This is a genomic window from Paucibacter sp. JuS9, assembly GCF_044043925.2.
Taxonomy (GTDB): Bacteria; Pseudomonadota; Gammaproteobacteria; order Burkholderiales; family Burkholderiaceae_C; genus JAUASW01.
Genome location: NZ_CP194172.1, coordinates 1,138,383 through 1,163,605, shown reverse-complemented (window position 1 = coordinate 1,163,605; position 25,223 = coordinate 1,138,383). Strand labels below are relative to the sequence as shown.

Here is a 25,223-nt window from a genome sequence, read left to right as displayed (position 1 = left end):
AACGCGCCCTGTTGAATCAACAACACGGCGCTCAGAGCTTCAATGCTTCCATCACCAGCTTCTCGCCCTCCAGCCGCACCTGTGCCGGCTTGGCCAGCACCTCGGGCGGCAGCGGGTTCTCGGTGGTGCGATAGATGCCGGCGATGGCGATCAATTCGGCTTCCAGGCTGGCCGCAAAGATGCGCGCCTCGGTATTGCCACGTGCGCCTGCAATCGCCTTGCCGCGCAGCGGTGCGTAGACGTGGATGCTGCCGTCGGCAATCACTTCGGCACCGTGGTTCACCAGGGCCAGCACAACGAGGTCGGCGCCCTTGGCATAGACCTGCTGGCCGGAGCGCAGGGGCTTGTCGACGATGACGGTGCGGCCGCTCGTCTCGGCGGGCACTTCACGCACCACCTCGACCTCGCGAACCACTTCCTTCACCACTTCCTTGATCACGGTCTGCACCCGCGGCTCGGCGGCTCGCGGTTCAGCGCGGGTAGCACCCAGAGGCGCCTCGACCAGGCCCAAGGCCAGCGCCTGCTCGCGCTGAACATCGTTGGCACCCGCCACAGCCACCGGCCGCAGCCCGTAGCGACGCAGAAGCGCCAGCAGGCCCGCCATGTCCAGGCGCTGGGTGCCTTCCGTCAGGCTCAGCTGGCCGGATTGCGCTTGCAAGGGTTCGGTGGGCAGCTGCGACAGGTCGACCAGCACGCCCTCGTCCTCGAACTGCTGCTCACCCAGGCGCTGCTGCATTTCTGCCGCCAGCGCGTCCAGGTCGACACTGCGCAGCACCAGGGCCAACAGGCTCACCGAGGCGCTCTTGAGCTCGAACAAATCGGCAGCTCGGCCGCCGCCCGCAGCCTGGGAGCCCGTCACCGCACCGGAAGACCGGCCCCTCACCTTACCTGCCATCTGTTCGGCCATGAAACGCTTGTGTGTGCAAAGCTGGGCATTTTAGAGGCCGCCCCGAGACGCACTTCTAGGCGTTGGCCCCAGGGCCGCCGCCGCGCGCTGGCGGCAGGCCTCCGAGACCTGCAGAAGTCCCTAAAAAGAATGTCCGGGGGGCTTGACTTATCCCCATTCGAGGGCCACCGAGGCGTGTACGTGAACATGCTGCGTTGCAACTGCTCGTTTTCCCGAAATCCTGGCCAGGCGCTGTGCAAGCTCAGCTAAGTCGTTGATTCATATGATGAGCTTGCAAGTGCTCAGAAATGAGGCAGTGAAAGCCCCGCCGCGCAGCCACAAGGGTTTAGCGAGGGCGGGGGCAAGTTCTCCACAAAGTTATCCACACGAAAAGTGGATAGCTGGGTAGCGCCATACGAATCATTGACTTAGCGCTTGAAGCTGAGTCTGGCGCACAGCATTCGCCGCTAACTGATTGCCATTCGACGCAGGGCTTCGCGTGATTCAGATTCGAATTGGCCAAATACAAAAAAATTGGGCCGACATGTTTGATTTATCCCCAATTGTTTTGTTTCTGTGACACCCGGCTGGTTCACGCCCGCGCTACGCGCGCGAGGCGCGGCGCAGGCTATATTGCCTGCATTGCGTTGGCATTCCGTCAGCCGCAGCGAGGAGCAAGGCTTGGCAACACCGAACTATTCCTATGAAAAACGCCAGCGTGAGTTGGCCAAGAAGCGCAAGGCCGAAGAAAAGCGCATGCGCAAGCTGAGCGGCAAGCCCGATGGTCCGGAAGACGGATCGGGCGACGACGCCGGCCAGGCCGAGGAGGCCGGTACCGCAGCCGGCGCCCCCGCCGAGCCGCCCCAAGGCTGAACGCCTCGAGACGCTTGCCGCAGCGCTGCGGCGTGCAGGGCGTGCCGAGTGTCGCGCTCGCCTAAAATCTCGCTCCCCATGGCGCTCCGCCATGCACTGCACGCATTTCCCCAGCCATGACCCGCAAGCTCTTCGTCACGACCGCCCTGCCCTACGCGAACGCCAATTTCCACATTGGCCACATCATGGAGTACACCCAGGCCGACATCTGGGTGCGCTTCCAGCGCATGCAGGGGCAGCAGGTGCACTTCGTTTGTGCTGACGATGCCCATGGCGCGCCGATCATGATCGCGGCCGAGAAGGCCGGCATCACGCCGCAAGCCTTCGTGGCCAATATCGCTGCCGGCCGCAAGGCCTATCTCGACGGCTTTCACATCAGCTTCGACAACTGGCATTCGACCGACGGCCCGGAGAACCACGAGCTGTCGCAGGAGGTCTACCGCTCGCTGCGCAAGAACGAGCTGATCGAGGTGAAGACCATCGAGCAGTTCTTCGACCCACAGAAGCAGATGTTCCTGCCCGACCGCTTCATCAAGGGCGAGTGCCCCAAGTGCGGCGCGAAAGACCAGTACGGCGATTCCTGCGAGGTCTGCGGCGCGGTCTACACGCCCACCGAACTGAAGCACCCGTTCTCGGTGCTGACCGGCGCGACGCCGGTCATAAAGAGCTCGGAGCACTACTTCTTCAAGCTCTCCGACCCGCGCTGCGTGGCCTTCCTCGAGGAATGGACGCAGACGCCGAACCGCCTGCAGAGCGAAGTGCTCAACAAGATCAAGGAATGGTTCACCAAGGACGCCGAGGGCAATGGCGGCCTGGGCGACTGGGACATCAGCCGCGACGCACCCTACTTCGGCATCGAGATCCCGGACGCGCCGGGCAAGTACTTCTACGTCTGGCTGGACGCGCCCATCGGCTACCTGGCCTCGCTGAAGAACTACTTCGGCAAAGTCGGTGCGGACTTCGATGCCTTCATGGCCGACCCGACGGTGGAGCAGATCCATTTCATCGGCAAGGACATCACCTACTTCCACACGCTGTTCTGGCCGGCCATGCTGCATTTCAGCGGCCGCAAGACCCCGAACCACGTGTTCGTGCACGGCTTCATGACCGTCAACGGCGGCGAGAAGATGAGCAAGAGCCGCGGCACCGGCCTCGACCCGCTCAAGTACCTCAAGCTCGGCCTGAATGCCGAAGCACTGCGCTACTACATCGCTGCCAAGCTGAATGCGCGGGTCGAAGACCTCGACTTCAACCCGGAGGACTTCGTCGCCCGCGTCAACTCCGACCTGGTCGGCAAGTACATCAACATCGCCTCGCGCGCCGCGGGCTTCCTGACCAAGCGCTTCGGCGGCCACCTGAGCGGCGACCTGGGCGTTGAAGGCCGCGCGCTGCTGGACGGCCTGCGCGCCCACGCGCCGGTGATTGCCGAGCTGTATGAGGAGCGCGAGTTCGGCAAGGCGTTGCGCGAAACCATGCTGCTGGCCGACCGCGTGAACGAATACGTGGACCAGAACAAGCCCTGGGAGCTGGCCAAGCTCGAAGGCAAGGACGCGGTGCTGCACGACGTCTGCAGCGTCTGCATCGAGGCCTTCCGCCTGCTCACCATCTACCTGAAGCCGGTGCTGCCGGCGCTGGCCGCCAGGGTCGAGGCCTTCCTGAGGGTCGAGGCCATGCAGTTTGCGGATGCGCAACGCTCGCTGGGCGCCCACCAGATCGGCGCGTACGAGCACCTGATGCAGCGCGTCGACCCCAAGGTCGTGGAAGCGCTGTTCGAGCCGCCGCCGGCACCCAAGGTCATTCCAGGTGGCGAAGACCTCGCACCCGAGATCAAGATCGACGACTTCACCAAGGTCGACCTGCGCGTGGCCAGGATCGTCAAGGCCGAGCATGTCGAAGGTTCGGACAAGCTGCTGCGACTGACACTCGATGCCGGTGAAGGCCGCATGCGCAATGTTTTCTCCGGCATCAAGAGCGCCTACAAGCCCGAAGACCTGGAGGGCAAGCTGACCGTGCTGGTGGCCAACCTGGCGCCGCGCAAGATGAAGTTCGGCATCAGCGAAGGCATGGTGCTGGCCGCCAGCCACGCAAACGAGAAGGCCAACCCAGGCATCTTCGTGCTCGAGCCCTTCCCGGGCGCCCAGCCGGGCATGCGCATCCGCTAAGTTGATCGGCATCAAGCTGTTGCCGGGATCACTCCCCACAATCAACCGCTGATGCCCACCCTGCACCGCTTCAGACCGCGCTCGCTGGATCTGCTGCGCGACTACTCGCGCGAGCGCTTCGTCAAGGATATCGGCGCCGGCCTGACGGTGGGTATCGTCGCCCTGCCCTTGGCCCTGGCCTTTGCCATCGGCTCTGGCGTCAAACCCGAACAAGGCCTGGTGACGGCCATCGTCGCCGGTTTCCTGGTCTCGCTGCTGGGCGGCTCCAGCGTGCAGATCGGCGGGCCGGCCGGCGCCTTCATCGTCATCGTCTACGGCATCCTACAGCGCTACGGGCTGGCCAATCTTCTCGTCGCCACCATGCTGGCCGGCGTGCTCCTGATTGCCCTGGGTGCGCTCAGGCTGGGCGCGCTGGTGCGCTACATCCCGGTGAGCATCGTCATCGGCTTTACCAACGGTATTGCGGTACTGATCGGCTTTGCTCAGCTGAAGGACATTCTGGGCCTGCGGATTCCGGATCTGCCGGCCGATTTCACGGGGCAATTGCAGGCCCTTGCCAGCCATGCGGGCGCATTCAACGGCGCGGCCCTGACGCTAGGCCTGGGCTCAGCGGCACTGGTGGCGCTCTGGCCCAAGAGCTACAGCATGCCCGTCGGCCCCCAGGGCTGGCGCGACAGGAGCCGGCGCCTGCTCGCTCACCTGCCCGGCACCCTGGTCGCGTTGCTGCTGGCCAGCATCGCGGCCTACGCGCTGGCACTGCCAGTCGAGACCATCGGCAGCCGGTTTGGCGAGATTCCCCGCAGCCTGCCGCCGCTGGCCTGGCCCGAGCTGAGCTGGGCCGGGGCGCGCGGCCTGGTGCTGCCCACGCTGACCATTGCCCTGCTCGGCGCCATCGAGTCGCTGCTCTGCGCGCGCGTGGCCGACGGCATGAGCGACCAGCCCCGCCACGACCCCAACCAGGAACTGATGGCCCAAGGCATCGCCAACCTGGTTACACCGCTGTTCGGCGGCATTCCAGCCACCGGCACCATCGCCCGCACCGTCACCAACATCCGTGCCGGTGGCACAAGCCCGGTCGCCGGCATGGTGCATGCCGGCACCTTGGCCCTGATCGTGCTGGTGGCCGCGCCGCTGGCGACTCACATCCCGCTGGCCGCACTGGCCGGCATCCTGCTCGTCGTCGCGTGGAACATGGGCGACTGGCATGAGTTCGCCCGGCTGCGACGCTTCAGCCCGCAATACCGCACCATCCTGCTGGGAACCTTTGTGTTGACCGTGGTCTTTGACCTGACCGTGGCGGTCGAGGTCGGTCTGGTACTGGCCTGCGTGTTCTTCATCTACCGGATGAGCAGCCTTTTCCGCGCCGAGCCGCAGGCCGAGGCGACACTTGGCAGCAGGGTCCTGACGCTGCGCGGTGCCCTGTTCTTTGGCGCCGTGGGCAAGCTCGAACGCCTGGCGGAGGGCCTCCCGCCCGACTGCCGCGAACTGGTGCTTGATGCCCGGCACCTGTTTGCCCTGGACACCTCCGGCCTCGACGCACTGGAGCAATTGCGCCGGGAGCTGACCCGCCAGGGGCGCAGCCTGGTCATCTGCGGCCTGCTGGAGCAGCCTGCCAGCCTGGTGCGGCGAGGCGGCCTGGCCGAGGCACTGGGCCCAGCGGGACTATTCACCACGCTGGATGACTGGCGGGCCGCGAGGGGCAGCTAAAATCCGCACTTTCCCGCATCGTTCACCGACAAGCCACCATGCCGCTGTTCTGGAAGCCCTACAAGTCCGAAGTCACGCAGTTCATTGACGAACTGAAGGCCAAGAAGCCCACGCTGGAAGCCGAGCAACGCGCGGGCCGCGCCCTGCTTTGGGACAAGGCCATTGACCGCAACGAGCAAGCCGACTTCCGTGCGGCCAAGGTGGCGCAGCAGGCCTACGTCTACCAGACCAAAGAGCACTGAACACTGCCGTGAGCAGCGAGGCGCCCGACATCGCCACGGCCCTGGCCGCGGCGCCTGAAGCCACGGTCGATGCGCTGCCGGTCGACAACATTGCCGTGGCGCGGCTTTATGGCGAACCGCTGTTCGCCATGCCGCAGGACCTCTACATCCCGCCGGATGCACTGGAGGTGTTCCTCGAGGCCTTCGAAGGCCCGCTGGACCTGCTGCTCTACCTCATTCGCAAGCAGAACTTCAACATCCTCGACATTCCACTGGCCGACGTCACGCGCCAGTACCTGAGCTATGTCGACCAGCTGCGCAAGACCAATCTCGAGCTCGCGAGCGAATACCTCCTGATGGCGGCGATGCTGATCGAGATCAAGTCGCGCATGCTGCTGCCGCCGCGCAAGACCGACGACGGTGCCGAGCCCGAGGACCCGCGCGCCGAGCTGGTGCGCCGCCTGCTGGAGTACGAGCGCATCAAGCTGGCCGCCGCGCGGCTCGATGCATTGCCGGTGCTGGGCCGCGACTTTCTGCGGGCGCAGGTGCATATCGAGCAATCGCTGCAGCCGCGTTTTCCGGACGTGGATGTCGACGACCTGCGCCAGGCCTGGGCCGAGCTGCTCAAGCGCGCCAAGCTGAACCAGCATCACAAGATCAGCCGCGAGCAGCTCTCGGTACGAGAGCACATGAGCATGCTGCTGCGCCGCCTGCAGGGCGAACGTTTCGTCGAGTTCGAAGCCCTGTTCGACGCGAGCCGCGGCTCGCAGGTGCTGGTCGTCACCTTCATCGCGATGCTGGAACTTTCGCGCGAGCGCCTGCTCGAAGTGACGCAGGCCGAGGCCTTTGCGCCGATCTACGTGCGCCTGGCCTACACGCCGAACTGAAGCAGGTGCGGCCGCTCAGGCCTCGCTGTGACGCCAGGCCGAGAAGCTGCTGGAGGGCTGGCGCTGGGCCATCTGGCTGACCGCCAGCACGGCCTGGGTGCGCGAGTTGACGCCCAGGGCCTTCAGCACCGCAGCGACATGGTCCTTGACCGTGTCGACCGAGACGCCCAGCTCGCGGGCGATCAGCTTGTTCGGCAGGCCTTGCAGGAGCAGGGCCAGCACATCGGTCTGGCGCGGGGTGAGGCCCAGGCCATCGAGGCTGGCGGGCGTCTGGAAGGTGGCCATCGGCTCCTGGCGAGCCGGCACCTGCTCGGCCTTGGCTGGCAGGCTTTCGCTGCCGCTCATGGCCATCGGCGGCACATAGATGCCGCCCGACATCACCAGCTTCAAGGCGCTCGAGAGCATGTCGGTGCTGATGCGCTTGGGCACAAAGCCCATCGCACCCAGGTCGATGGCGCGGATCACGTCGCTGGCGCGGTCGGAGGCCGAGATCACGACCACGGGCAAGGCCGGGTAACCGGCGCGGAACTCCTCGAGCACTTCGAAGCCGTCGGCATCCGCCAGCTGCAGGTCCAGCATCACCAGGTCGAAGTTGTCGTCAGCGCGCAGAGCCTCGCGGGCGGCGCCGGCACTGTCCAGGCCCACGACGCTGACGTTGTCGCTCAGGCCTTCGATCACGAGCTGCAGCGCTGAAAGTATCAGCGGATGGTCATCGATCAGCAGCACGCGCATGCCTGGGTTCCCTTGCTTCTATGTTCTTTTGCCAGAAGCCGGGATCATACTCAGGTGTAACGCCTCGTCAGCGACTCCGCGACACAAACGGGTTTGTCACCGCCCTCGCGTTCCACCGTCACTTCCACGGCCAGTTGCGCACCACCGGCCAGCGGTTCATAGCTCAGCAGCTTGAAACGCGCGCGCAGCCGGCTGCCCACCGGCACCGGCGCCGGAAAGCGCACCTTGTTGAGCCCGTAGTTCAGGCCCATGCGGCCATCACCGATCTCGAAGCCCTGGTCGAAGAAGTACGAAAGCATCGACAGCGTCAGGAAGCCATGGGCGATGGTGGTACCGAACGGCCCTTCAGAGGCTCGGGCCGGGTCGGTGTGTATCCACTGCTGGTCATCGGTCGCGTCGGCAAAGCACTGGATGCGCGCCTGGTCAATCTCCACCCAAGGGCTCAGGCCGATCTCCTGGCCCACATGGCCGGCCAGCTCGGCCAGCGTCTCGAAACGTTGCATCACATCATCAGGAGTCCAGCCAGGCACACAGCGGCTGCCACTGCGCCAGGTCGCGCTCGACCCGGCTAGGCGCCACGTCCCAGAGGCTGGCGCCGCGGGCGGCCAGCTGCACATAGTTCTGCGTGTCACGCAGGTAGCCCAGCACCGGGACTTCCTGGGTCTGCAAGAACTGCTGCAACTGCTCCACCGACAGCGTGCCCTCCTTGGCCCGCATGCCGACAACGGCAAGCTTGGGGCCCGCACCGTGTCGCCGCCTGCGCAGATCATGCAGCTCGGCGACGAAGTCGTATGTCGCCTGGATGTCAAAGAGGCTGGGCTGCAGCGGTATCAGGAGCTTGTCGGCGATTCGGACCAGGTCCTCCAGCGGCTTGCCATGCAGACCGGCGGGCGTGTCGAGCACCACATGGCTGACGCCCTTGGGCGGCTTGGCCAGGTGCTCATCCACCATGCCCCAGCCCTGGATGGGCGGCAATTGGGCGGGGCGCAGCGCGAGCCAGCGGCGGCTGCTCTGCTGGCGGTCCACATCTCCGAGCATCACCGCATGGCCCTGCCGGGCCAGGTAGCCAGCCACATTGCTGGCGATGGTGCTCTTGCCAACGCCACCCTTGGGGTTGGCGATCAGGATCACGGGCATGCTCGCTCCTTCGAGGAATCAAGGCCGCGGCATATTAGCAAGCGGCTGCGCGCCGGCACATCTGGACTTGCGGAGATACTCGCAGCCCATGGCCGAGATCCTCCTCATCGCAGCCCATCCCGACCTGCAGCATTCGCGCGTCAGCCGCGCCTTGCTGACGGCCGTTGACCGGGCCGCCATCGAACCCTCGCGCCTGCAAGTGCGCGATCTCTACCGCCTCTATCCGGACTACGCGATCGACATCGCCGCCGAGCAGGAGGCGCTGGCCAGGGCGTCGCTGATCATCTGGCTGCATCCGCTGCACTGGTACGGCATGCCGGCGCTGATGAAGCTCTGGGTCGATGAAGTCTTCGGCCACGGCTGGGCCTACGGCGTGGGCCAGCGGGCCTTGCGTGGCAAGCGCTTGTGGCTGACGCTCTCGGCCGGTGGCTCGCCGGAGTCTTTCGCGAGCGGCGGATACAACGGCCACGAACTGCTCGATTTCCTCCTGCCCTATGCCCAGATCGCGCGGCTCTGCGGCATGCAGACGCTGCCGCCCACCTTGATCTACGCCGCCCATGAGATCAGCGACGAAGCACTGCATCAGCAGGCACTCGGCTTTGTGCAGCAGTTGCTTGACTATCCGGCCTGGTGCGGCGCACCTGAGGGCGGCGAGGACAACCTCGCCTGCTGGAGCGTCCCGACGCCAGACATGAAGGATCTGACAGGAGGCGGCGATGGAGCATGACGCCCAATGGCTGCGACTGCCGCTGGTCTTCCTGGCGGCGGCGGTGCTCATCGTGCCCCTGGCGCGCTGGCTCAAGCTCGGCAGCATCCTCGGCTACCTGATCGCCGGCGTGCTCCTGGGCCCTTCGGCCCTGAGCCTGGTCAGCAAGCCGGCCACGGTGCTGGAGTTCGCAGAATTCGGCGTCGTGCTGATGATGTTCCTGGTCGGCCTGGAACTCGAACCCAAGCGCCTGTGGGCGATGCGCCGGCCCATCTTTGGCTGGGGCTCCCTGCAGCTCCTGGGCTGCACCGCGGCGCTGATGGGCATTGCCCTGCTGCTGGGCGCGCCCTGGCGTCTGGCGCTGGGGGCCAGCCTGGGCCTGGCGATGTCGTCAACCGCAGTGGCGCTGGCCGTGCTCGCCGAGCGCAACGTCGGCAATACGACGGCCGGCCAGAGCGTCCTGAGCGTGGCACTGTTGCAGGACATCGCAGCCATCCCGGTGCTGGCCCTGATTCCCATCCTGGCGCTGAGCGGCGCCAATGCCGAGGAGGAAGGCTCCTGGCAGGCGCTGAAGGCCGTCGCGGCCGTGTTGACCATCATCCTGGGCGGCCGCCTGGCCCTGCGCCCGGCGCTGCGCTGGATCGCCCGCAGCGACATTCCCGAGATCTTCACCGCCGCCGCCCTGCTGCTCGTGCTGGGCACGGCTGCGCTGATGCAGGCGGTCGGCTTGTCGATGGCACTGGGCGCCTTCCTGGCCGGCGTGCTGCTGGCCGAGAGTGCCTACCGGCGCGAGCTCGAAACCGATCTGGAGCCCTTCAAGGGCCTCTTGCTGGGCCTGTTCTTCATGGCCGTGGGCATGGGGCTGGACTTGCAGGTCCTGCGCGACAAGCCGCTGGAGGTGCTGGGCCTGCTCGTCATCCTGCTGGTCGCCAAGGCCACCGTGCTGACGCTGATGTCCAGGGCGATGAAGATCCCGGTGATGGAGCGCCCGCTCTTCATCCTGCTACTGGCCCAGGGCGGCGAGTTCGGCTTCGTGGTGTTCCAGCTCGGCCAGCAGACTGGCTTGCTGACCGGCACGCAGGCTTCGGCATTGATTGCAGCGGTCGCCCTGTCGCTCGCCTGCACGCCGGCGCTTCTGCAAGGGGCCGAGCGGCTGCTGGCGCCTCGCCTGGCGCGCAAGCATGTGCCGCAAGGCGCTTCGATGGACGAACAGCAGCAGGCGCCCATCATCATTGCCGGCTTCGGCCGCTGGGGCCAGATCATCGGCCGCCTGCTCTATGCCAATGGCTTCGAGGCGACCGTGCTGGACCATGATGCCGAAGCCGTGGAGAGCCTGCGCCGCTTCGGCTGGCGGGTGTACTTCGGCGATGCCTCGCGGCTGGACCTGCTGCGCACCGCTGGCGCCGCGCAGGCCCGCGTGCTGGTGCTGGCTGTGGACGACGTGGAGCAAAGCCTGGCCATCGCAACGCTGGCCAAGGAACACTGGCCGCATCTGCAAGTGGTGGCCCGGGCTCGCAACGTCCAGCACTTCTACAAGCTGCGCGCCCTGGGCGTGACCCTGATCGAGCGCGAGACCTTCGACTCGGCCCTGATGAGCGGCCGTTCGGTGCTGGAGCTGATGGGCCTGGAGCCGCATGCCGCACGCAAGCAGGCCTGGCGCTTCCGCCAGCGCAACCTGGCTCAGATCGAGCAGACCTGGCCCCTTCACAAGGACGAAGCCGCGCTGATCGCTGTCGCCAAACAAGGCCGCCAGCAGCTGGAAGAGCTGTTTGCGCAGGAGCGCGAACAGCGGCAGCAGCAAAGAAAGCAGCCCCCCGGCTGGACCGGGCAGGACTGAACGCGACTCTGGCCTCCCTGCGACAATCCAGCCCATGTTTGCCCCCTCCCAAATCGAGGTGCGTCGCTTTTTCTGCGCCACCTACCGCAAGATCCGCGACAAGCAGCCCCTGATCCCGATGGAAGCGCTGGCCGCCAGCTGGATCGAGCAGCATCCCGAGTACTTCGACCTGCTGGCCGACGAGGAGCTGGCGGTCAACACCGTCTACACGGTCGAGGAAGGCAAGACCAACCCCTTCCTGCATCTGTCCATGCATCTGACCATCACCGAGCAGCTGTCCATCGACCAGCCCACCGGCATCCGCCAGGCCGTCGAGCTGCTGGCCGCCAGGCGCAACTCCATGCACGAAGCCCAGCACGCAGCGATGGACTGCCTGGGCGAGATGATCTGGGCCTCGCAGCGCAGCGGCCTGCCGCCGGACGGGCATCAGTACCTGGATTGCGTGAGACGCAAGGCCACGAGCTAGGAAGCAAAAAGCCACCGCAAGGTGGCTTCTGTTGACTCCGGCCCGGAAATCTCAGGCCTGGAAGAACCCGCCGTAAGACTTGCGTTCGGCCTTGCCGCTGGCGCCATACAGGCCAGTCGGCTCAGCGGGCATCAGCACGTCCATCGCCCGGTCCAGCGCCGCGGTGGCGCGAGCCAGCGTTTCGCGCTGGGCGGCCACGCGGCCACCGGCGGCCACCAGGCGGTGACGCAGTTGAGGCGGCACGCCACCCGCACGGGCGGCTTCACCGAAGCTGGCAATGGCTTGCTGCAACACCTGCTGGAGGCGGCTGGCGTGCTGCTCGACCGCAGCGCTGTCGCGGCGAAGCAGAGCCTCGCCCAGCGCGCTCAGGCAGGCTTCCACCTCGACCAGCGGGCCTTCCAGCTCGATTTCCGGCATGACCGGCACCAAGCCAGCAGCCGCGATGGGCGTCGCCTGTTGCATTGCTGATCCGGCCTGTTCCATGTCTTTCGATTCCAGAGTCAGGGGCTGAACTTCAGTGCGAGGGCTGGCTGCGGCCCACCAGTTCCTGGGCGTTCGAGATCAGCTTGTCGGCAATTGCCTGGGCATTGATGGTGAACTTGCCTTCGGAAATCGCTTGTGAGATGCGTTGCACCTTGGCCGCGTCGAAGCTGCCATCGTCGATTCCCTGCGTGCCGAGCGCGGCTGCCGCATTGGACAGTTCCACCTTGGCACTGGCTTCGGGGGCCTTCTTGACCGTCTCGGACTTGGCTGGACGCGGGGCCTCGATGGCCTTCTCCGCGCCGGTCTGGGGCAGCTTGCTGTCAGGGCTGTTAGCGATTTTCATGATCATCTCCAGGAGCTCGGGCCGCGGCTCGAGCACGTCGGTTCACCGCTGTATCGACAGACTCTGACAGGACTTGAGGAATTTCGGTGCAGGGCAACTACGGCAAACGCGCAGGATTTCACCTGCCCGGCCTGCCCAGCATGCATTTGTGTCATAACAGCACCTCGACCCGACGCTCGCCGACCGGACGGCCCGTGATGATGCGACCGTTCTCAAAGCGAACGCGCACCTCCTGCCCTTCCAACCCGGCCTGCAGCGCCTGACCTTCGCCGCTGATGGCATAGCCACCGCCCATGGCCACGACCTTGACCGTCTCGCCAGCAGCAAACCACTGGCGCGACTTGAGATGGCTGCTGCGCGGCGCTTCGCCGGCCGCCAGGGGGCGGACCAGGGTGCGGCCAGCCAGCAGCGCGGCATCGGTGAACACCGAGCCGCCCTGAGTCGCGATATCAACTTCGGCCATTTGCAGCTGATCTTGAGCGATGACCGTGCCGCCCGGCAGAGGCGTGGCAGCCACCAGCACCTTGGCAAATACCTGCACCTGCATCGGCAGGCTGACGTTCCAGCGCGTCGCGCCCTTCAGGCAGCGCAAGCCGATGCGGCTGCTGCCCCAGGCCGAGTGGCCGGCGGGCATATAGGGTTCCACCTGCTCGCAGGGCGCCAGCTTCAGGCGCGGATTGAGCTGGCCCAGCAGCACCTCCACCCGGGCTTGCGGCGGCGCGGCAGCGCGCGCGGCCGTCTCGGCCAGCTCTTGCACGCGCTTGAGCACGGCGGCGTCCAGGCCCGGCTCGGCCAGGGCTGCCGCTGCTGGCAAAAGCAGCAGCGCGCAGGCAAGACGGAGCAAGGCGTTTTGAATCATGGCCGTGACTTTAGAGCGCGACGCAGGGCCGACAGGGCGGGAAATGCGCAGCAATCCAAGCTCTTTTCCGCCTCAAGTTTTCGGGGCCGGCCAACACAATCCTGTCCAAGCGCAGCTGTAAGACGCCCAAGAACCCGAACGGACTCCAGTGGAGGCCTGCCATGCTGAACCGACTGACCGACATGCTGAATTTCCAGACCGAGGCGCTGACCTTGCGGTCGGAGCGCCAGCGTCTGCTCGCCAGCAATATCGCCAACGCCGACACCCCGGGCTACCAGGCGAAGGACTTCGATTTCGCCCGCGCGCTGCGCGAAGCGACGGCCGCGCAGCAGACGACGGGAGGCACTGCGGCGCCGTTCAAGCCGCTGTTCAGCGCCCGTCACGAGCTGCAGCAGAAGTACTCACTGCCGGCCCAGACCAATCTGGACAGCAACACGGTGGACATGGACCGCGAGCGCGCCAATTTCGCCGACAACTCTGTGAAGTACGAAGCCACCCTGCGCTTCATCAACGGCAGCGTGCGTACCGCGCTGGACGCGATGAAGTCGCACAACGCTTCCTGATTAGGAGACGGCCATGTCGATGTTCCAGATCTTCAGCGTCTCCGGCAGCGCGGTCAGCGCGCAAAGCCAGCGGCTCAACACCGTGGCCAGCAACCTGGCCAATGCCGACACCGTGGCCGGCCCCGATGGCCAGGCCTACAAGGCGCGCCAGACGGTGTTCCAGACCATGCTCCTGAACAACGACCCGGGCGCCGCCGGCGTCAAGGTCGCCAACATCAGCGAGGACCAGACGCCCGGCCGCCGCGTGCACGATCCCAAGCATCCGCAGGCCGATGCCGAAGGCTATGTGACCTACAGCAATGTGAACACGGTGGAAGAGATGGTCAACATGATCTCGGCCTCGCGTTCCTACCAGAACAACATCGAAGTCATGAGCACGGCCAAGAACCTGCTGCTCAAGACCTTGCAGCTCGGCCAGAGCTGAGGAGTAGCGCATGGACGTCGGCTCAATCGTCAACACCACCGGCAACGGCACCGCCGCGGCCAGCAAGAACGCGCAGGACACGCAGGACCGCTTCCTGAAGCTGCTGGTTGCGCAGATGCAGAACCAGGATCCGATGAACCCGATGGACAACGCCCAGGTGACCAGCCAGATGGCGCAGATCCAGACCGTGTCGGGCATCAGCACGCTGGACACCAGCATCAAGAACCTGTCCAGCCAGTTCGCGCAGACTCAGGCGCTGCAGAGCGCCTCGCTGATCGGCCGCGACGTGACCATCGAAGGCAACCGTCTTCAGTTCGGCACCGAGAACGCCAGCGGTGCCTACGAGCTCGCCGGCCCGGCCGACCGCGTCAAGCTCGAAGTGCTGAGCCCTGCCGGCGCCGTCGTCGACACGGTGGAGCTCGGCGCACAGAGCAAGGGCCTGCAGAACTTCGAATGGCCGATGTCCAAGGCCGGAGGCAACGCCAGCCTGAACTTCCGCATCACGGCCACCAGCGGCAGCGCCGTGGTCAGCACCACCACCTACTCGCGTGACAAGGTCGAGGCCATCAACATCAGCGGCTCCAAGGCGACGCTGGAACTGGCCACGCTTGGCAGCGTTGACTACAGCAAGGTCGTGACGATCGACTGATCGATCCGAACACGGCCACCCCCACTTCTCCAGCAAGGACGACACACCATGGGCTTCCAGCAAGGTCTCTCCGGATTGAACGCCTCGAGCAAGAACCTCGAGGTGATCGGCAACAACATTGCCAATGCCAACACCTATGGCTCCAAGTCCTCGCGCGTCGAATTTGCCGACCTGTACGCGGCCAGCCTGAGCGGTGGCGGCGCCAGCAACATCGGTATCGGTACGCAGCTGGCGGCCGTGGCCCAGCAGTTCACGCAGGGCAACATCACCATCACCGAAAGCTCGATGGACCTGGCCATCAACGGTGGCGGCTTCTTCCAGCTGAGCGACGGCAAGAGCCCGACCGTCTACAGCCGAAACGGCCAGTTCAAGGTCGACCGGGACGGCAATATCGTCAACAACGGCAGCCTGAAGCTGCTGGGCTATCCGGCGGACGGCAACGGCAAGATCCAGCCGGGCCTGGCCCAGCCGCTGTCGCTGCCGACCAAGGGCATCGAGCCCAAGCCGACAACCACCATCGGCATGGAGTTCAACCTGGATTCGCGCGCCAAGTCCACCGCGCCCTATGTGCTGTCCGACCCGGCCGACCCGACCTCCAAGGTCGACACGCTGGGCATCACCTTGAACGACCCGAGTAGCTACAACAACGCCACCTCGATGACGGCCTATGACGCCAAGGGTCAGCCGGTGGCGGTGACCATGTATTTCCAGAAGGCCAACAACCCCGAAGCGGGCACCGGCTACGACGTCTGGAACCTCTACGTCACGGCCAATGGCACGCCGGTGCAGCTCGACTCTGCGGGCGCCGCGATCACGCTGGACGCCAACAACAACCCGACCACGCCCTACACGCAGATCAAGTTCGCACCGACGGGCGGCGTGCCTGTCGTGCCAGGCCCGGGCATCAAGCTGGACCTGCGCATCCCGGCCGGCACCAATGCCGCTGGCGCGGCCACGCTGCCCATCCCTTACGACGACCCGCTGGCGCCGAGTCCGACCCTGGTTGGCATCGAGTTCGACATCACCGGCGCGACCGAGAACGGTGCCAGCTTCGGCGTGACCGACCTGACGCAGAACGGCTACGCACCGGGTCAATTGACCGGCATCGTGGTCGAGAAGAACGGCATCGTCACCGCCCGCTATTCCAACGGCGAGTCCAAGCCGGCCGGCCAGGTCGAGCTGGCCTCGTTCCGCAACAACCAGGGTCTGCAGCCCCAGGGCGGCAACGTCTGGGGCCGCACCAATACCTCGGGTGAACCTGTCGTCGGCGTGCCTGGCGATGGCAACCTGGGCGTCTTGCAGCCCGGCGCACTGGAAGAGTCCAACATCGACCTGACCGCCGAGCTGGTGAACATGGTCACCGCCCAGCGCGTCTACCAGGCCAATGCCCAGTCGATCAAGACGCTGGACTCGGTGCTGCAGACGCTGGTGAACCTGCGCTGATCCTGAGACCTAGGAGCACGTCATGGACCGCATGATCTATCTGTCGATGGCCGGGGCCAAGGCCTCGATGCAGCGCCAGGACGTGCTCGCCAACAACCTGGCCAATGTCTCGACCAACGGTTTCCGCGCCGAACTCGCCGCGTTTCGGGCGGTGCCGGTGCGCGGCGACGGCGCCAGCACCCGCGCCTATGCACTGGAAACCACCATCGGCTACAACGCCGACCCCGGCGCGATCACGCCCACCGGCCGCAACCTGGATGTGGCGATGAAGGACAAGGCCTGGCTGGCCGTGCAGGCAGCGGACGGCACCGAGGCCTACACCCGCGCTGGCGCGCTGGACGTGAACGCAGAAGGCCTGCTGGTGCAGCGCAACGGCCTGCAGGTGATGGGCGATGGCGGCCCGATCACCGTGCCACCCAACAGCGAGCTGATCATCGGCAGCGACGGCACCATCTCTGCCCAAGGCCCGACCGGCCGGCCCACGGCCATCGGGCGGCTGAAGCTGGTCACCTCGGAAGGCCCGCTGACGCGGGGTACCGACGGCCTGTTTCGCGCCGCCGACGGCGACCTGCCGGCCGACCCGAATGCACGGCTGCAGGACGGTGCGCTGGAAGGCTCCAATGTCAGCCCGGTTGAAACCATGGTCGCCATGATCGCGGCCTCGCGTCAGTTCGAACAGCAGATGAAGCTCTTGCAGATTGCCCAGACGCAAGGCCAGCAGTCGGCCAAGCTGCTCGGAACCACTTAAGAAAGCCCGCCATGATTCGATCACTCTGGATCGCCAAGACCGGCATGGAGGCCCAGCAGACCCAGCTGGACACCATCTCGCACAACCTCGCCAACGTCGCGACGAACGGCTTCAAGCGTTCGCATGCCGTGTTCGAGGACCTGATCTATCAAAACCTGCGCCAGAGCGGTGCCAACAGCACCGAGCAGACGCAGTTGCCCACCGGCCTGCAGGTCGGCCTGGGCGTGCGCCCGGTCGCCACCTCGCGCAATTTCAGCCAGGGCAACCTGCAGCAGACCGGCAACAACCTGGACCTGGCCGTGAAGGGCAATGGCTTCTTCCAGATCCAGATGCCCGACGGCACCACGGCCTACACCCGCGACGGCGCCTTCCAGCTCGACGCCAATGGCCAGATCGTCACCAGCAATGGCAACACGGTGCTGCCCGGCATCACCGTGCCGGCCAATGCCCTGAGCCTGTCCATCGGCCAGGACGGCACGGTCAGCGTGACGGTGCCCGGCCAGGCCACGCCGCAGACGGTGGGGCAGATCCAGCTGGCGACCTTCGTCAATCCGGCCGGCCTGGAGCCACGCGGCCAGAACCTGTTCTCGGAAACCGCCTCTTCCGGCACACCCAATGCCGGCGCACCGAACGCCAACGGCATCGGCGCGCTGCAGCAGGGATTCGTCGAGACATCGAACGTCAACGTGGTCGAAGAGCTGGTGCAGATGATCCAGACACAGCGCGCCTACGAGCTCAACTCCAAGGCCGTGCAGACCTCGGACCAGATGCTGCAGAAGCTCGCGCAGATCTGAAGGAGTGTTGCCATGAAAACCCGCCTGCTGCTGCTCGCTGCCACCGCACCCCTGCTGAGCGCCTGTGGCGCCCTCTACACGCAGCCGCATGTGGAACTGCAGTCGACCCCGGTCGTGAACATGCCGGCCCTGCCGCCAGCCGGCCCGGCCAATGGCTCGATCTACCAGGCGAACAGCTACCGCCCACTGTTCGAAGACCACCGGGCCCGCCTGGTCGGCGACACCCTGACGGTGCAGATCGTCGAGCGCGTCTCGGCCAGCCAGAGCTCGACCAGCGAGCTGAGCAAGGACGGCGCGCTGTCGGCCGGCATCACCGCCCTGCCCGGCATCGCACCCAACTCCTTCGGCCGCGCCACGGCCGGCGCCACGTCGGCGAACAAGTCCACCGGCAAGGGCGCCAACCAGAACAACAACGAGTTCTCGGGCACGATCACGGCCGTGGTCACGGCGGTGCTGCCCAATGGGCACCTGATGATCACCGGCGAGAAGCAGATCGGCGTCAATCACAACGTCGACGTGCTGCGCTTTTCTGGCCAGGTCGACCCGCGCGCCATCGCCCAGGGCAATACCGTGCCGTCCGCCTCGATCGCCAATGTGCGGATCGAGCAGCGCGGCCGCGGTGCCACCGCCGATGCGCACGGAATAGGCTGGCTATCCAGGTTCTTCTTGAATCTTTGGCCCACTTAAGTTTCTTCAGAATCGGCAGACAGGACCCCTCCCTGCTGCCGTCATGCAAGCCCCCGCCCAAGCCCTTCAAAATCTGCTGCACACCTGCCTCGGCCTGGGCTTGCTCGCTGGCCTGCTGAGTTTGCCGCTGCAAGCCGATGCCGCGCGCATCAAGGAAGTGGCCGCCGTGCAGGGCGTGCGCAGCAACCCGCTGGTCGGCTACGGCCTGATCGTGGGTCTGGACGGCACCGGCGACCAGACCACCCAGGCCCCCTTCACCGGACAGAGCCTCAGCGCCATGCTGCAGCAGTTCGGCGTCATCCTGCCGCAAGGCGTGCAGATGCAGCCGCGCAATATCGCCGCAGTGATGGTCACGGCCAACCTGCCGCCGTTCGCGCAGCCTGGCCAGCAGCTGGACATCAATGTCTCTTCCATCGGCAATGCCAAGAGCCTGCGCGGCGGCACGCTGGTGACCACGCCCCTGCGCGGTGCCGACGGCCAGGTCTACGCGATTGCCCAGGGCAACCTGATCGTCGCTGGCGCCGGTGCTTCGGCGGGCGGCTCCAAGGTGCAGATCAATCACTTGAGCGCTGGCCGCATCCCGAGCGGCGCGCTGGTTGAACGTGCGGTGCAGAGCGCGCTGCAAAGCGGCGAAACCATCCAGCTCGACCTGAATGCCTCCGACTACGCCACCGCGCGCGCCGTGGCTCGAGCGATCAACCGGGCCAAGGGCGACGGCGTCGCGCAGGCGCTCGACGGCCGCGTGGTGCGCGTCAAGGTACCCATGGGCGCCGATGACCGCGTCAACTTCCTGGCCGATGTGGAAAACCTGCCGCTGGAGCTGGCCGAACCGGCCGCCCGCGTGGTCATCAATGCCCGCACCGGCTCGGTCGTGATGAACCAGGCCGTACAGCTGTCCGCCTGCGCCGTCGCGCATGGCAGCCTGTCGGTGACCATCAGCTCCACGCCCATCATCAGCCAGCCGGGCCCGCTGTCCAGCGGCCAGACCACGGTGGCAGAGAAGACCGATATCGCGATCAAGCAGGAGCCCGGCGCGCTGGTGCGCCTGCCGGCCGGCACCAAGCTGAGCGACGTGGTCAATGCCCTGAACGCGCTTGGCGCAACCCCGCAGGACCTGCTGGCCATCCTGCAGGCGATCAAGAGTGCCGGCGCCTTGAACGCCGAACTTGAAGTGATCTGATCATGTCCAGCAGCCCCATCGCCAATACCGACAACCGCTCGATCGAGGCGCTGCGCGCTGCGGCCGCGCGCGACCCCAAGTCGTCGGTGCGCGAGGCTGCCAAGCAGTTCGAAGCGCTCTTCATGCAGGAAGTGATGAAGAGCATGCGCGCCGCCACGATGTCCTCGGGCCTCATGGAGAACTCGGCCACGCAGCTCGGTACCGAGATGCTGGATACCCAGTTCGCCAGCAAGATGACCGGCCTGCCCGGCGGCCTGTCCGATGCGATCACCAGGCAGCTGCAGCGCCAGATGGGAATCACGCCAGACAAGACCGACAAGGCCGACACAGCCAAGCCGGCCGCCTTGCCCACGCTGACCAGGAAGAACATCGCGCCCCATGTGCAGGAGTTCATCCAGAAGCACGACAGCGCCGCCAAGGCGGCCTCCGCGGCCACCGGCATTCCGGCCAGCTTCATGATCGCGCAGGCCGCGCATGAGTCGGGCTGGGGCAAGCGCGAGATCGTGGCCAAGGACGGCACGAATTCCTTCAACGTCTTCGGCATCAAGGCCGGCGCCAACTGGACCGGCAAGACGGTCGAGGTGAAGACCACAGAGTTCGTGGACGGACGGGCACAGAAAGTCGTGGCAAAGTTCCGCGCCTACGACAGCTACGAGGCCGCCTTCAAGGACTACGGCCAGCTGCTCGGCAGCAACCAGCGCTATGCTCAGGTCGTGGCCCAGGCCCAGCAGACTCAGCAGGCAAGCGCCAGCACCGGCATCAGCAGTCCTGGCGGTGCCGAGCGCTTTGCCCAGGGCCTGCAGAAGGCCGGCTACGCCACCGATCCCGAATACGCCAGCAAGCTGGCCCGGGTGATCAATACCACGGTGCGCGTGCAGCGCGCCCTGGCCTGAAGGAAAGGGGCTAGGCGATGGGAACCTCCGCGCTCTTGTCCCTGGGCATGCGGGCGATGTTCGCCAACCAGGCGGCGCTCACCACCATCGGCCAGAACATCGCCAATGCGAACACGCCCGGCTATTCGCGCCAGCAGGTCACGCTGACCACGCCGGAAGGCCAGTTCACCGGCTCGGGCTTCTTCGGCAAGGGCGTCAACGTCGAGACGGTCACGCGCTCGTACAACGCCTTCCTGACCAAGGACGCCGCCGCCGCCAAGTCGCAGGCCTTCATGGACTCGACCCGGCTGACCAATCTGCAGCAGCTGGAGAAGCTCTTTCCCCCGGGCGACCAGGGCCTGGGCGCCGCCGCCAACCAGTTCCTCAATGCCATGGTCGACGTGGCCAGCCGCCCGAGCGACCCCTCGGCCCGCCAGGTGGTGCTGGGCCGCGCCCAGGAACTGGCCTCGCGCTACAGCAGCACCGGCCAGCAACTGGCCGATCTGCAGTCGGGCATCGTCAGCGACCTGCGCGCCAATATCAATGTGGTCAACCAGCTGGCCAAGCAGATCGGTGCGGCCAACGACCAGATCGCCCGCACCACCGGCTCCGGCCACACCTCGAACGACCTGCTGGACCAACGCGATCAATTGATCTCGCGACTGAGCGAGTACGTCGCTGTCACCACCCTGCCCTCAGAAGACGGCACCATGGGCGTCTTCATCGGCGGTGGCCAGCGCCTGGTGCTCGGTTCGATTTCCCAGGAGCTGGGCCTGCAGCCCGACACCTATGACGGCACGCGAGTGCAATTGAGCATCACCGAGTCCAACGGCAGCCGCAAGCTCGACGAGAGCGTGCTGACCGGTGGTTCGATCACCTCGCTGCTGCGCTACCAGAACCAGGACTTGCAGGACGCCCGCAACCTCGTGGGCCAGCTGGCCGTGGGCTTTGCCAAGCGCGTCAACGATCAGCAGGCGCTGGGCCTGGACCAGTCGACGCCACCGGGATCGGGCTCGCCGATCTTCAGCTATGCCGACCCAGTGACCTTGCCCGCATCGACCAATGCGCGCAACCCGGACGGCACCTATCAGTCGATGCTGACCGTCAGCGTTGTCGACGCCACTCGCCTGCGTCCCGAAAGCTATGTGTTCAAGGCCGACCCGAGCGGCGTGCCTGACCAGTATCTGATGACGACCCGCCCGGGCGGCGTCACCGTCGCGCTCAGTGCCACGCAGATCGAAGCTCAGTACGGTTTCAGGGTCACTGCCAGCGGCTTGCCGATGACGGCCGACGACAGCTTCCTGGTCGAACCGCTGGCCCAGGCTGCGGTGACGATGAAGCGGGCCCTCGACAGCACCAATGGCATCGCGGCTGCCGCGCCGATCACCGCGGTGACCAATGTCGACAACACCGGCACGGCCACGGTCGAGTCGCTCTATGTCGTCAACAGCAAGTACGACGCCACCAAGCAGCCGATGACGGTGCTGTTCGGCGCGGTCGATCCTGCGGACGCCAGCGTCAACTACACGATCACCATGGCCGATGGTTCGGTGCTGCCCGGCAAGTGGCGACCCGGCTCCAAGATCGGCAACGAGCCCGCATCGGGCATCGACCTCGGCTTCGAGCTGCGCCTGAACGGCGTGCCTCGCGAGAACGACGTGATCACCACGGGCATCACGCAGTTCCCGGGCAGCAACAACGCCAATGCCAAGGCCTTCCTGAACATCCAGACCGAGACCTTCATCGGACGCACGCCCCAGCCCGATGGCAGCGTGCGCGCCGGCAGCACACCCTCGGACGCCTACGCCACGGCGATGACCGACATCGCCTCCCGGGTGCAGGGTGCGCAATACCTCAGCAATGTCTCGACCAGCGTGGCCAGCAGCGCTGAAGCCACGCGCGCCGGCCAGGCCGGCGTCAATATCGACGAGGAAGCCGCGCGACTGATGCAGTACCAGCAGGGCTACCAGGCCGCGGCCAAGGTGCTGCAGACGGCCCAGACCATCTTTGACGAACTGCTCAAGCTCGGCGGCTGAGGAAGGAAGACATCATGAGAATCAGCACCGCCAACATGTTTGATGCGAGCATTGCCAACCTGCAGCAACGCCAGGAAAGCATGTCGATCGCGCAGCAGAGGCTGACCTCGGGCAAGCGCGTGCTGCTGGCCAGCGACGACCCAACCGGCGCCGCGCGTGCAGAGCGCGCCATGGCGGCGATCGGCCGTGTGGACGCCAACCAGCGCGCCCTGGAAGCCAGCCGCAACGGCATGACGCTCAGTGAAGCAGCCCTGGGGGACGCCACCGAGCTCTTGCAACAGGCCCGGGAGACCATGCTCGCCGCCGGCAACTTCAGCTACACCGATGCCGAGCGCCAAGGCCTCGCGAACAAGCTCAAGGGCCTGCGCTCGCAGCTCCTGGGCATTGCCAACCGGCCCGATGGCGCGGGCGGCTTTCTGTTTTCGGGCCAGGGCTCGGCCAGCCCGCCGTTTGTCGACCAGGCCGGTGGCGTGCGCTTCAATGGCACCCCTGGTTCGGTGCAGACCGGCAACTTCGACAACTTCCCGCTCACGGTGGACGGCCGCCGCACCTGGGAGCAGGCCCGCACCGGCAACGGCACCTTCGAGACCGAGCCGATGCCCAACCTGACGACCGGTGCCGCACCCAAGGGCTGGATCGATTCCGGCCGCGTGACCGACGCCACCCTGCTGACCGGCCACGGCTACCAGGTCCAGATCACCGGCGACCACCCGGCCGCCACCTACAACGTCGTGGACGTGACGCTGGGTGCCAGCGTCGCCAGCGGTCCCTACCTGCCTGGCCAGAGCCTCACCTTCGACGGCATCGCCGTGTCGCTCTCGGGCAGCGTGGTGGACGGCGACCAGTTCGAGATCCGGCCCTCGACCAGCGACCTGAAGCTCTTCGACGTGCTCGACCGGGCGATCAGCGAACTGTTCACCGGCTCGCGCAGCAATATCGAGATCACCCAGAGCAACTCGGGGCGGCTGCGCGACCTCGACTCGCTGATCAGCAACATGCAGAACGTGCGCAGCCAGGTCGGCGAACAGCTGAACAACCTGGACGGCACGGAAGGCCGCATGGCCGCGCTCAAGCAGTACAACCAGTCCGAACGCTCCTCGGCCGAGGACCTGGACATGATCCAGGGCATCTCGGATTTCCAGAACCAGCAAAGCGGCTACGACGCAGCGCTGAAGACCTATGCGACCGTACAGCGCATGACGCTGTTCGACTACATCCGCTGAAGTTCCACCCGGCGTTGCATTTGGCTGCCACTCTTGTGCTGCGCCCGCTGAGGCCTTAGGTAAACTCGGCTGCGGCCCAATGTTTACCTGAGAAATTCGATGAGCAGCAGCAGTTTCGCAATCTGGGGTTCGGTGGCCCTGGGCTATGCCCCGATGATTGATCGCCAGCATCAGGTTGTCGCAACCCGGCTGACGGTATTCCCCCTGCGTCCGGACTTGCGCCTGGACGCCGCCGAACTGATCACGGCCCTGGCCCAAGCCTGGCCCGAAGGCGGCAAGACCGTGGTGCTCAACGCGGTCAGCGAAAGCCTGCTGACCGAGCTCCTGCAGACACCGGCGCCCAAGAATCTCCTGATCGAGCTGCCCGCCTTCATGGCCAGCGACCCGGCCCATGCTGCGGCACTGGCCGGGGTGCGTGCGCGCGGTGGCAAGCTGGTCTTGAAGGGCCGGCCCCTGCAGCCCATCACCGCGGAGCTGCAGGCCTGCTTCAACCATTCGCTGCTCGATCTCGACGATGAACGCGGCGGCGATGGCACCCCGCCCTGGCCTGGCATTCCCAAGCTGGTGTCCGGCGTGCGCAGCGATGCCGACATCCTGGAGGTCTTCAAGCGCAATGCCGCCGCCGTGCTCGGCTGGCCGATGCAAGGCCCGTACGAGCCGCCGGCCGGCGCGCCGGCCAAGGTGGAGATGCACAGCGACCTGCAGATCATCGTGCAACTGATGGCCCAGCTCGACCAGGGCGAAGACAGCGACAAGCTCGAGCGCACGCTGCAGCGCGACCCGACGCTGGCCTTCAAGCTGCTGCGCTACATGAACTCCGCCGCCTTCGGCCTGCCGGTCGAGGTCAGCTCCTTCAAGCACGCGATCATGCTGCTCGGCTACGCACGCCTGAAGCGCTGGCTGGCCCTTCTGCTGGCGACAGCGAGCAAGGACCACAGCATGCGTCCCATCATGTTCGGCGCCTTGCGCCGAGGCCTGATCATGGAAGAGCTGGCCCGGGGCATGGACGAGTCCGACATGCGCGACGAGATGTTCATCTGCGGCCTGTTCTCCTTCCTCGACCACATGCTCAAGCAGCCCTTCGCCAAGCTGCTCGAAGCCATCCCCATGCCTGAACGCGTGCGCCAGGCGCTGGTCGATGAAAGCGGCCCGTACCAGCCCTATCTGGAGCTGGTGAAGGCCATTGAGCATGAGTCGGCCTTCGACTTTCGCAGTGCCGCCGACCAGCTGATGCTCGGTGCCCAGGAAATCAATGACGGCGTGATGCGCGCACTGGCCAAGGCCTCCCAACTCGAATGAGCACCG

The 25,223-nt window shown here is 66.0% G+C and carries 27 protein-coding genes; 20 read left to right on the top strand and 7 right to left on the bottom strand.

The window, feature by feature from the left end; all coding sequences use genetic code 11:
- Positions 1-31 precede the first annotated feature (31 nt).
- The gene (minC, locus tag ABT392_RS05095; RefSeq protein ID WP_395386435.1) at positions 32-907 is read right to left on the bottom strand and encodes a septum site-determining protein MinC; all 876 of its coding nucleotides are present in this window, start codon (positions 905-907) and stop codon (positions 32-34) included.
- Positions 908-1,567: 660 nt separating this feature from the next.
- On the opposite strand from minC, the gene ABT392_RS05090 reads away from it, so the two are divergent.
- The 5 genes from ABT392_RS05090 to ABT392_RS05070 all read left to right on the top strand — a co-directional run bounded on the left by ABT392_RS05090 (position 1,568) and on the right by ABT392_RS05070 (position 6,736).
- Complete coding sequence (locus tag ABT392_RS05090; RefSeq protein ID WP_334277303.1) at positions 1,568-1,759, top strand: hypothetical protein; 192 nt, start codon at positions 1,568-1,570, stop codon at positions 1,757-1,759.
- A 116-nt stretch (positions 1,760-1,875) separates the two neighbouring features.
- On the top strand, positions 1,876-3,921 hold the full coding sequence (gene metG, locus ABT392_RS05085; RefSeq protein WP_395386436.1) for a methionine--tRNA ligase: 2,046 nt from the start codon (positions 1,876-1,878) through the stop codon (positions 3,919-3,921).
- A gap of 51 nt (positions 3,922-3,972) precedes the next feature.
- A complete protein-coding gene (locus ABT392_RS05080; RefSeq protein WP_334277305.1) occupies positions 3,973-5,628 on the top strand; it encodes a SulP family inorganic anion transporter in 1,656 nt (551 codons plus the stop codon).
- A 38-nt stretch (positions 5,629-5,666) separates the two neighbouring features.
- Complete coding sequence (locus ABT392_RS05075) at positions 5,667-5,870, top strand: DUF3460 family protein (RefSeq protein WP_334277306.1); 204 nt, start codon at positions 5,667-5,669, stop codon at positions 5,868-5,870.
- Between the two features lie 29 nt (positions 5,871-5,899).
- Positions 5,900-6,736, top strand: coding sequence for a segregation and condensation protein A (locus ABT392_RS05070; protein ID WP_334277376.1), 837 nt, complete (start codon positions 5,900-5,902; stop codon positions 6,734-6,736).
- A gap of 15 nt (positions 6,737-6,751) precedes the next feature.
- Here ABT392_RS05070 and ABT392_RS05065 read toward each other — a convergent pair whose 3' ends face one another.
- The 3 genes from ABT392_RS05065 to ABT392_RS05055 are packed head-to-tail and all read right to left on the bottom strand — an operon-like array spanning position 6,752 to position 8,605.
- Positions 6,752-7,468 carry a response regulator transcription factor gene (locus ABT392_RS05065; RefSeq protein WP_334277307.1) on the bottom strand — a complete coding sequence of 239 codons (717 nt, stop codon included), beginning with the start codon at positions 7,466-7,468 and terminating at the stop codon, positions 6,752-6,754.
- Positions 7,469-7,518: 50 nt separating this feature from the next.
- The gene (locus ABT392_RS05060; RefSeq protein ID WP_395386437.1) at positions 7,519-7,971 is read right to left on the bottom strand and encodes a MaoC family dehydratase; all 453 of its coding nucleotides are present in this window, start codon (positions 7,969-7,971) and stop codon (positions 7,519-7,521) included.
- A gap of 7 nt (positions 7,972-7,978) precedes the next feature.
- Complete coding sequence (locus ABT392_RS05055) at positions 7,979-8,605, bottom strand: ParA family protein (RefSeq protein ID WP_334277309.1); 627 nt, start codon at positions 8,603-8,605, stop codon at positions 7,979-7,981.
- Positions 8,606-8,693: 88 nt separating this feature from the next.
- Here ABT392_RS05055 and kefF point away from each other — a divergent pair, with 88 nt between their 5' ends.
- The 3 genes from kefF to ABT392_RS05040 are packed head-to-tail and all read left to right on the top strand — an operon-like array spanning position 8,694 to position 11,614.
- Positions 8,694-9,332, top strand: coding sequence for a glutathione-regulated potassium-efflux system oxidoreductase KefF (kefF, locus tag ABT392_RS05050; protein ID WP_334277310.1), 639 nt, complete (start codon positions 8,694-8,696; stop codon positions 9,330-9,332).
- Entirely contained in the window at positions 9,322-11,148 is a 1,827-nt protein-coding gene (gene kefC / locus ABT392_RS05045) for a glutathione-regulated potassium-efflux system protein KefC (protein ID WP_334277311.1), read from the top strand. Before kefF ends, kefC begins: the two co-directional genes overlap by 11 nt.
- Before the next feature lie 34 nt (positions 11,149-11,182).
- The gene (locus ABT392_RS05040; protein WP_334277312.1) at positions 11,183-11,614 is read left to right on the top strand and encodes a DUF1841 family protein; all 432 of its coding nucleotides are present in this window, start codon (positions 11,183-11,185) and stop codon (positions 11,612-11,614) included.
- Positions 11,615-11,665: 51 nt separating this feature from the next.
- On the opposite strand, the gene ABT392_RS05035 is transcribed toward ABT392_RS05040, so the two are convergent.
- The 3 genes from ABT392_RS05035 to flgA all read right to left on the bottom strand — a co-directional run bounded on the left by ABT392_RS05035 (position 11,666) and on the right by flgA (position 13,299).
- Positions 11,666-12,076, bottom strand: coding sequence for a hypothetical protein (locus ABT392_RS05035; protein ID WP_395386438.1), 411 nt, complete (start codon positions 12,074-12,076; stop codon positions 11,666-11,668).
- A 52-nt stretch (positions 12,077-12,128) separates the two neighbouring features.
- Positions 12,129-12,440 (bottom strand): flagellar biosynthesis anti-sigma factor FlgM, encoded by a 312-nt coding sequence (gene flgM / locus ABT392_RS05030; protein WP_395386439.1) that lies wholly within the window; start codon positions 12,438-12,440, stop codon positions 12,129-12,131.
- A gap of 151 nt (positions 12,441-12,591) precedes the next feature.
- Positions 12,592-13,299: a flagellar basal body P-ring formation chaperone FlgA gene (gene flgA / locus ABT392_RS05025; RefSeq protein WP_334277315.1), complete on the bottom strand. Its 708-nt coding sequence runs from the start codon at positions 13,297-13,299 to the stop codon at positions 12,592-12,594.
- A gap of 161 nt (positions 13,300-13,460) precedes the next feature.
- Here flgA and flgB point away from each other — a divergent pair, with 161 nt between their 5' ends.
- From flgB to ABT392_RS04965, 12 genes are all read left to right on the top strand, one after another.
- Positions 13,461-13,862: a flagellar basal body rod protein FlgB gene (gene flgB, locus ABT392_RS05020; RefSeq protein WP_334277316.1), complete on the top strand. Its 402-nt coding sequence runs from the start codon at positions 13,461-13,463 to the stop codon at positions 13,860-13,862.
- A 13-nt stretch (positions 13,863-13,875) separates the two neighbouring features.
- Complete coding sequence (gene flgC, locus ABT392_RS05015) at positions 13,876-14,286, top strand: flagellar basal body rod protein FlgC (protein ID WP_334277317.1); 411 nt, start codon at positions 13,876-13,878, stop codon at positions 14,284-14,286.
- Between the two features lie 10 nt (positions 14,287-14,296).
- Positions 14,297-14,935 carry a flagellar hook assembly protein FlgD gene (locus tag ABT392_RS05010; RefSeq protein ID WP_395386440.1) on the top strand — a complete coding sequence of 213 codons (639 nt, stop codon included), beginning with the start codon at positions 14,297-14,299 and terminating at the stop codon, positions 14,933-14,935.
- Between the two features lie 48 nt (positions 14,936-14,983).
- Positions 14,984-16,378, top strand: coding sequence for a flagellar hook protein FlgE (gene flgE, locus ABT392_RS05005; protein ID WP_334277319.1), 1,395 nt, complete (start codon positions 14,984-14,986; stop codon positions 16,376-16,378).
- Positions 16,379-16,400: 22 nt separating this feature from the next.
- Positions 16,401-17,126 carry a flagellar basal-body rod protein FlgF gene (flgF, locus tag ABT392_RS05000; protein WP_334277320.1) on the top strand — a complete coding sequence of 242 codons (726 nt, stop codon included), beginning with the start codon at positions 16,401-16,403 and terminating at the stop codon, positions 17,124-17,126.
- Between the two features lie 11 nt (positions 17,127-17,137).
- Positions 17,138-17,920 (top strand): flagellar basal-body rod protein FlgG, encoded by a 783-nt coding sequence (gene flgG, locus ABT392_RS04995; RefSeq protein WP_334277321.1) that lies wholly within the window; start codon positions 17,138-17,140, stop codon positions 17,918-17,920.
- A gap of 12 nt (positions 17,921-17,932) precedes the next feature.
- A complete protein-coding gene (locus ABT392_RS04990; protein WP_334277322.1) occupies positions 17,933-18,607 on the top strand; it encodes a flagellar basal body L-ring protein FlgH in 675 nt (224 codons plus the stop codon).
- A gap of 43 nt (positions 18,608-18,650) precedes the next feature.
- Positions 18,651-19,787, top strand: coding sequence for a flagellar basal body P-ring protein FlgI (locus tag ABT392_RS04985; RefSeq protein ID WP_334277323.1), 1,137 nt, complete (start codon positions 18,651-18,653; stop codon positions 19,785-19,787).
- A gap of 2 nt (positions 19,788-19,789) precedes the next feature.
- Positions 19,790-20,680, top strand: a complete 891-nt coding sequence (locus ABT392_RS04980) for a glucosaminidase domain-containing protein (protein WP_334277324.1) — start codon at positions 19,790-19,792, stop codon at positions 20,678-20,680.
- A 17-nt stretch (positions 20,681-20,697) separates the two neighbouring features.
- Positions 20,698-22,695, top strand: a complete 1,998-nt coding sequence (flgK, locus tag ABT392_RS04975; protein ID WP_334277325.1) for a flagellar hook-associated protein FlgK — start codon at positions 20,698-20,700, stop codon at positions 22,693-22,695.
- A gap of 14 nt (positions 22,696-22,709) precedes the next feature.
- Positions 22,710-23,918, top strand: coding sequence for a flagellar hook-associated protein FlgL (gene flgL / locus ABT392_RS04970; protein ID WP_334277326.1), 1,209 nt, complete (start codon positions 22,710-22,712; stop codon positions 23,916-23,918).
- Positions 23,919-24,017: 99 nt separating this feature from the next.
- Positions 24,018-25,217, top strand: a complete 1,200-nt coding sequence (locus ABT392_RS04965; protein ID WP_334277327.1) for an EAL and HDOD domain-containing protein — start codon at positions 24,018-24,020, stop codon at positions 25,215-25,217.
- The last annotated feature ends 6 nt before the right edge of the window (positions 25,218-25,223 follow it).

Bases quoted from the DNA above. Each gene is read 5' to 3' on its own strand.
- minC (WP_395386435.1), bottom strand. From the start codon at position 907: ATGGCCGAACAGATGGCAGGTAAGGTGAGGGGCCGGTCTTCCGGTGCG.
- metG (WP_395386436.1), top strand. From the start codon at position 1,876: ATGACCCGCAAGCTCTTCGTCACGACCGCCCTGCCCTACGCGAACGCC.
- ABT392_RS05080 (WP_334277305.1), top strand. From the start codon at position 3,973: ATGCCCACCCTGCACCGCTTCAGACCGCGCTCGCTGGATCTGCTGCGC.
- ABT392_RS05075 (WP_334277306.1), top strand. From the start codon at position 5,667: ATGCCGCTGTTCTGGAAGCCCTACAAGTCCGAAGTCACGCAGTTCATT.
- ABT392_RS05065 (WP_334277307.1), bottom strand. From the start codon at position 7,468: ATGCGCGTGCTGCTGATCGATGACCATCCGCTGATACTTTCAGCGCTG.
- ABT392_RS05060 (WP_395386437.1), bottom strand. From the start codon at position 7,971: ATGCAACGTTTCGAGACGCTGGCCGAGCTGGCCGGCCATGTGGGCCAG.
- ABT392_RS05055 (WP_334277309.1), bottom strand. From the start codon at position 8,605: ATGCCCGTGATCCTGATCGCCAACCCCAAGGGTGGCGTTGGCAAGAGC.
- kefF (WP_334277310.1), top strand. From the start codon at position 8,694: ATGGCCGAGATCCTCCTCATCGCAGCCCATCCCGACCTGCAGCATTCG.
- kefC (WP_334277311.1), top strand. From the start codon at position 9,322: ATGGAGCATGACGCCCAATGGCTGCGACTGCCGCTGGTCTTCCTGGCG.
- ABT392_RS05040 (WP_334277312.1), top strand. From the start codon at position 11,183: ATGTTTGCCCCCTCCCAAATCGAGGTGCGTCGCTTTTTCTGCGCCACC.
- ABT392_RS05035 (WP_395386438.1), bottom strand. From the start codon at position 12,076: ATGCAACAGGCGACGCCCATCGCGGCTGCTGGCTTGGTGCCGGTCATG.
- flgM (WP_395386439.1), bottom strand. From the start codon at position 12,440: ATGAAAATCGCTAACAGCCCTGACAGCAAGCTGCCCCAGACCGGCGCG.
- flgA (WP_334277315.1), bottom strand. From the start codon at position 13,299: ATGATTCAAAACGCCTTGCTCCGTCTTGCCTGCGCGCTGCTGCTTTTG.
- flgB (WP_334277316.1), top strand. From the start codon at position 13,461: ATGCTGAACCGACTGACCGACATGCTGAATTTCCAGACCGAGGCGCTG.
- flgC (WP_334277317.1), top strand. From the start codon at position 13,876: ATGTCGATGTTCCAGATCTTCAGCGTCTCCGGCAGCGCGGTCAGCGCG.
- ABT392_RS05010 (WP_395386440.1), top strand. From the start codon at position 14,297: ATGGACGTCGGCTCAATCGTCAACACCACCGGCAACGGCACCGCCGCG.
- flgE (WP_334277319.1), top strand. From the start codon at position 14,984: ATGGGCTTCCAGCAAGGTCTCTCCGGATTGAACGCCTCGAGCAAGAAC.
- flgF (WP_334277320.1), top strand. From the start codon at position 16,401: ATGGACCGCATGATCTATCTGTCGATGGCCGGGGCCAAGGCCTCGATG.
- flgG (WP_334277321.1), top strand. From the start codon at position 17,138: ATGATTCGATCACTCTGGATCGCCAAGACCGGCATGGAGGCCCAGCAG.
- ABT392_RS04990 (WP_334277322.1), top strand. From the start codon at position 17,933: ATGAAAACCCGCCTGCTGCTGCTCGCTGCCACCGCACCCCTGCTGAGC.
- ABT392_RS04985 (WP_334277323.1), top strand. From the start codon at position 18,651: ATGCAAGCCCCCGCCCAAGCCCTTCAAAATCTGCTGCACACCTGCCTC.
- ABT392_RS04980 (WP_334277324.1), top strand. From the start codon at position 19,790: ATGTCCAGCAGCCCCATCGCCAATACCGACAACCGCTCGATCGAGGCG.
- flgK (WP_334277325.1), top strand. From the start codon at position 20,698: ATGGGAACCTCCGCGCTCTTGTCCCTGGGCATGCGGGCGATGTTCGCC.
- flgL (WP_334277326.1), top strand. From the start codon at position 22,710: ATGAGAATCAGCACCGCCAACATGTTTGATGCGAGCATTGCCAACCTG.
- ABT392_RS04965 (WP_334277327.1), top strand. From the start codon at position 24,018: ATGAGCAGCAGCAGTTTCGCAATCTGGGGTTCGGTGGCCCTGGGCTAT.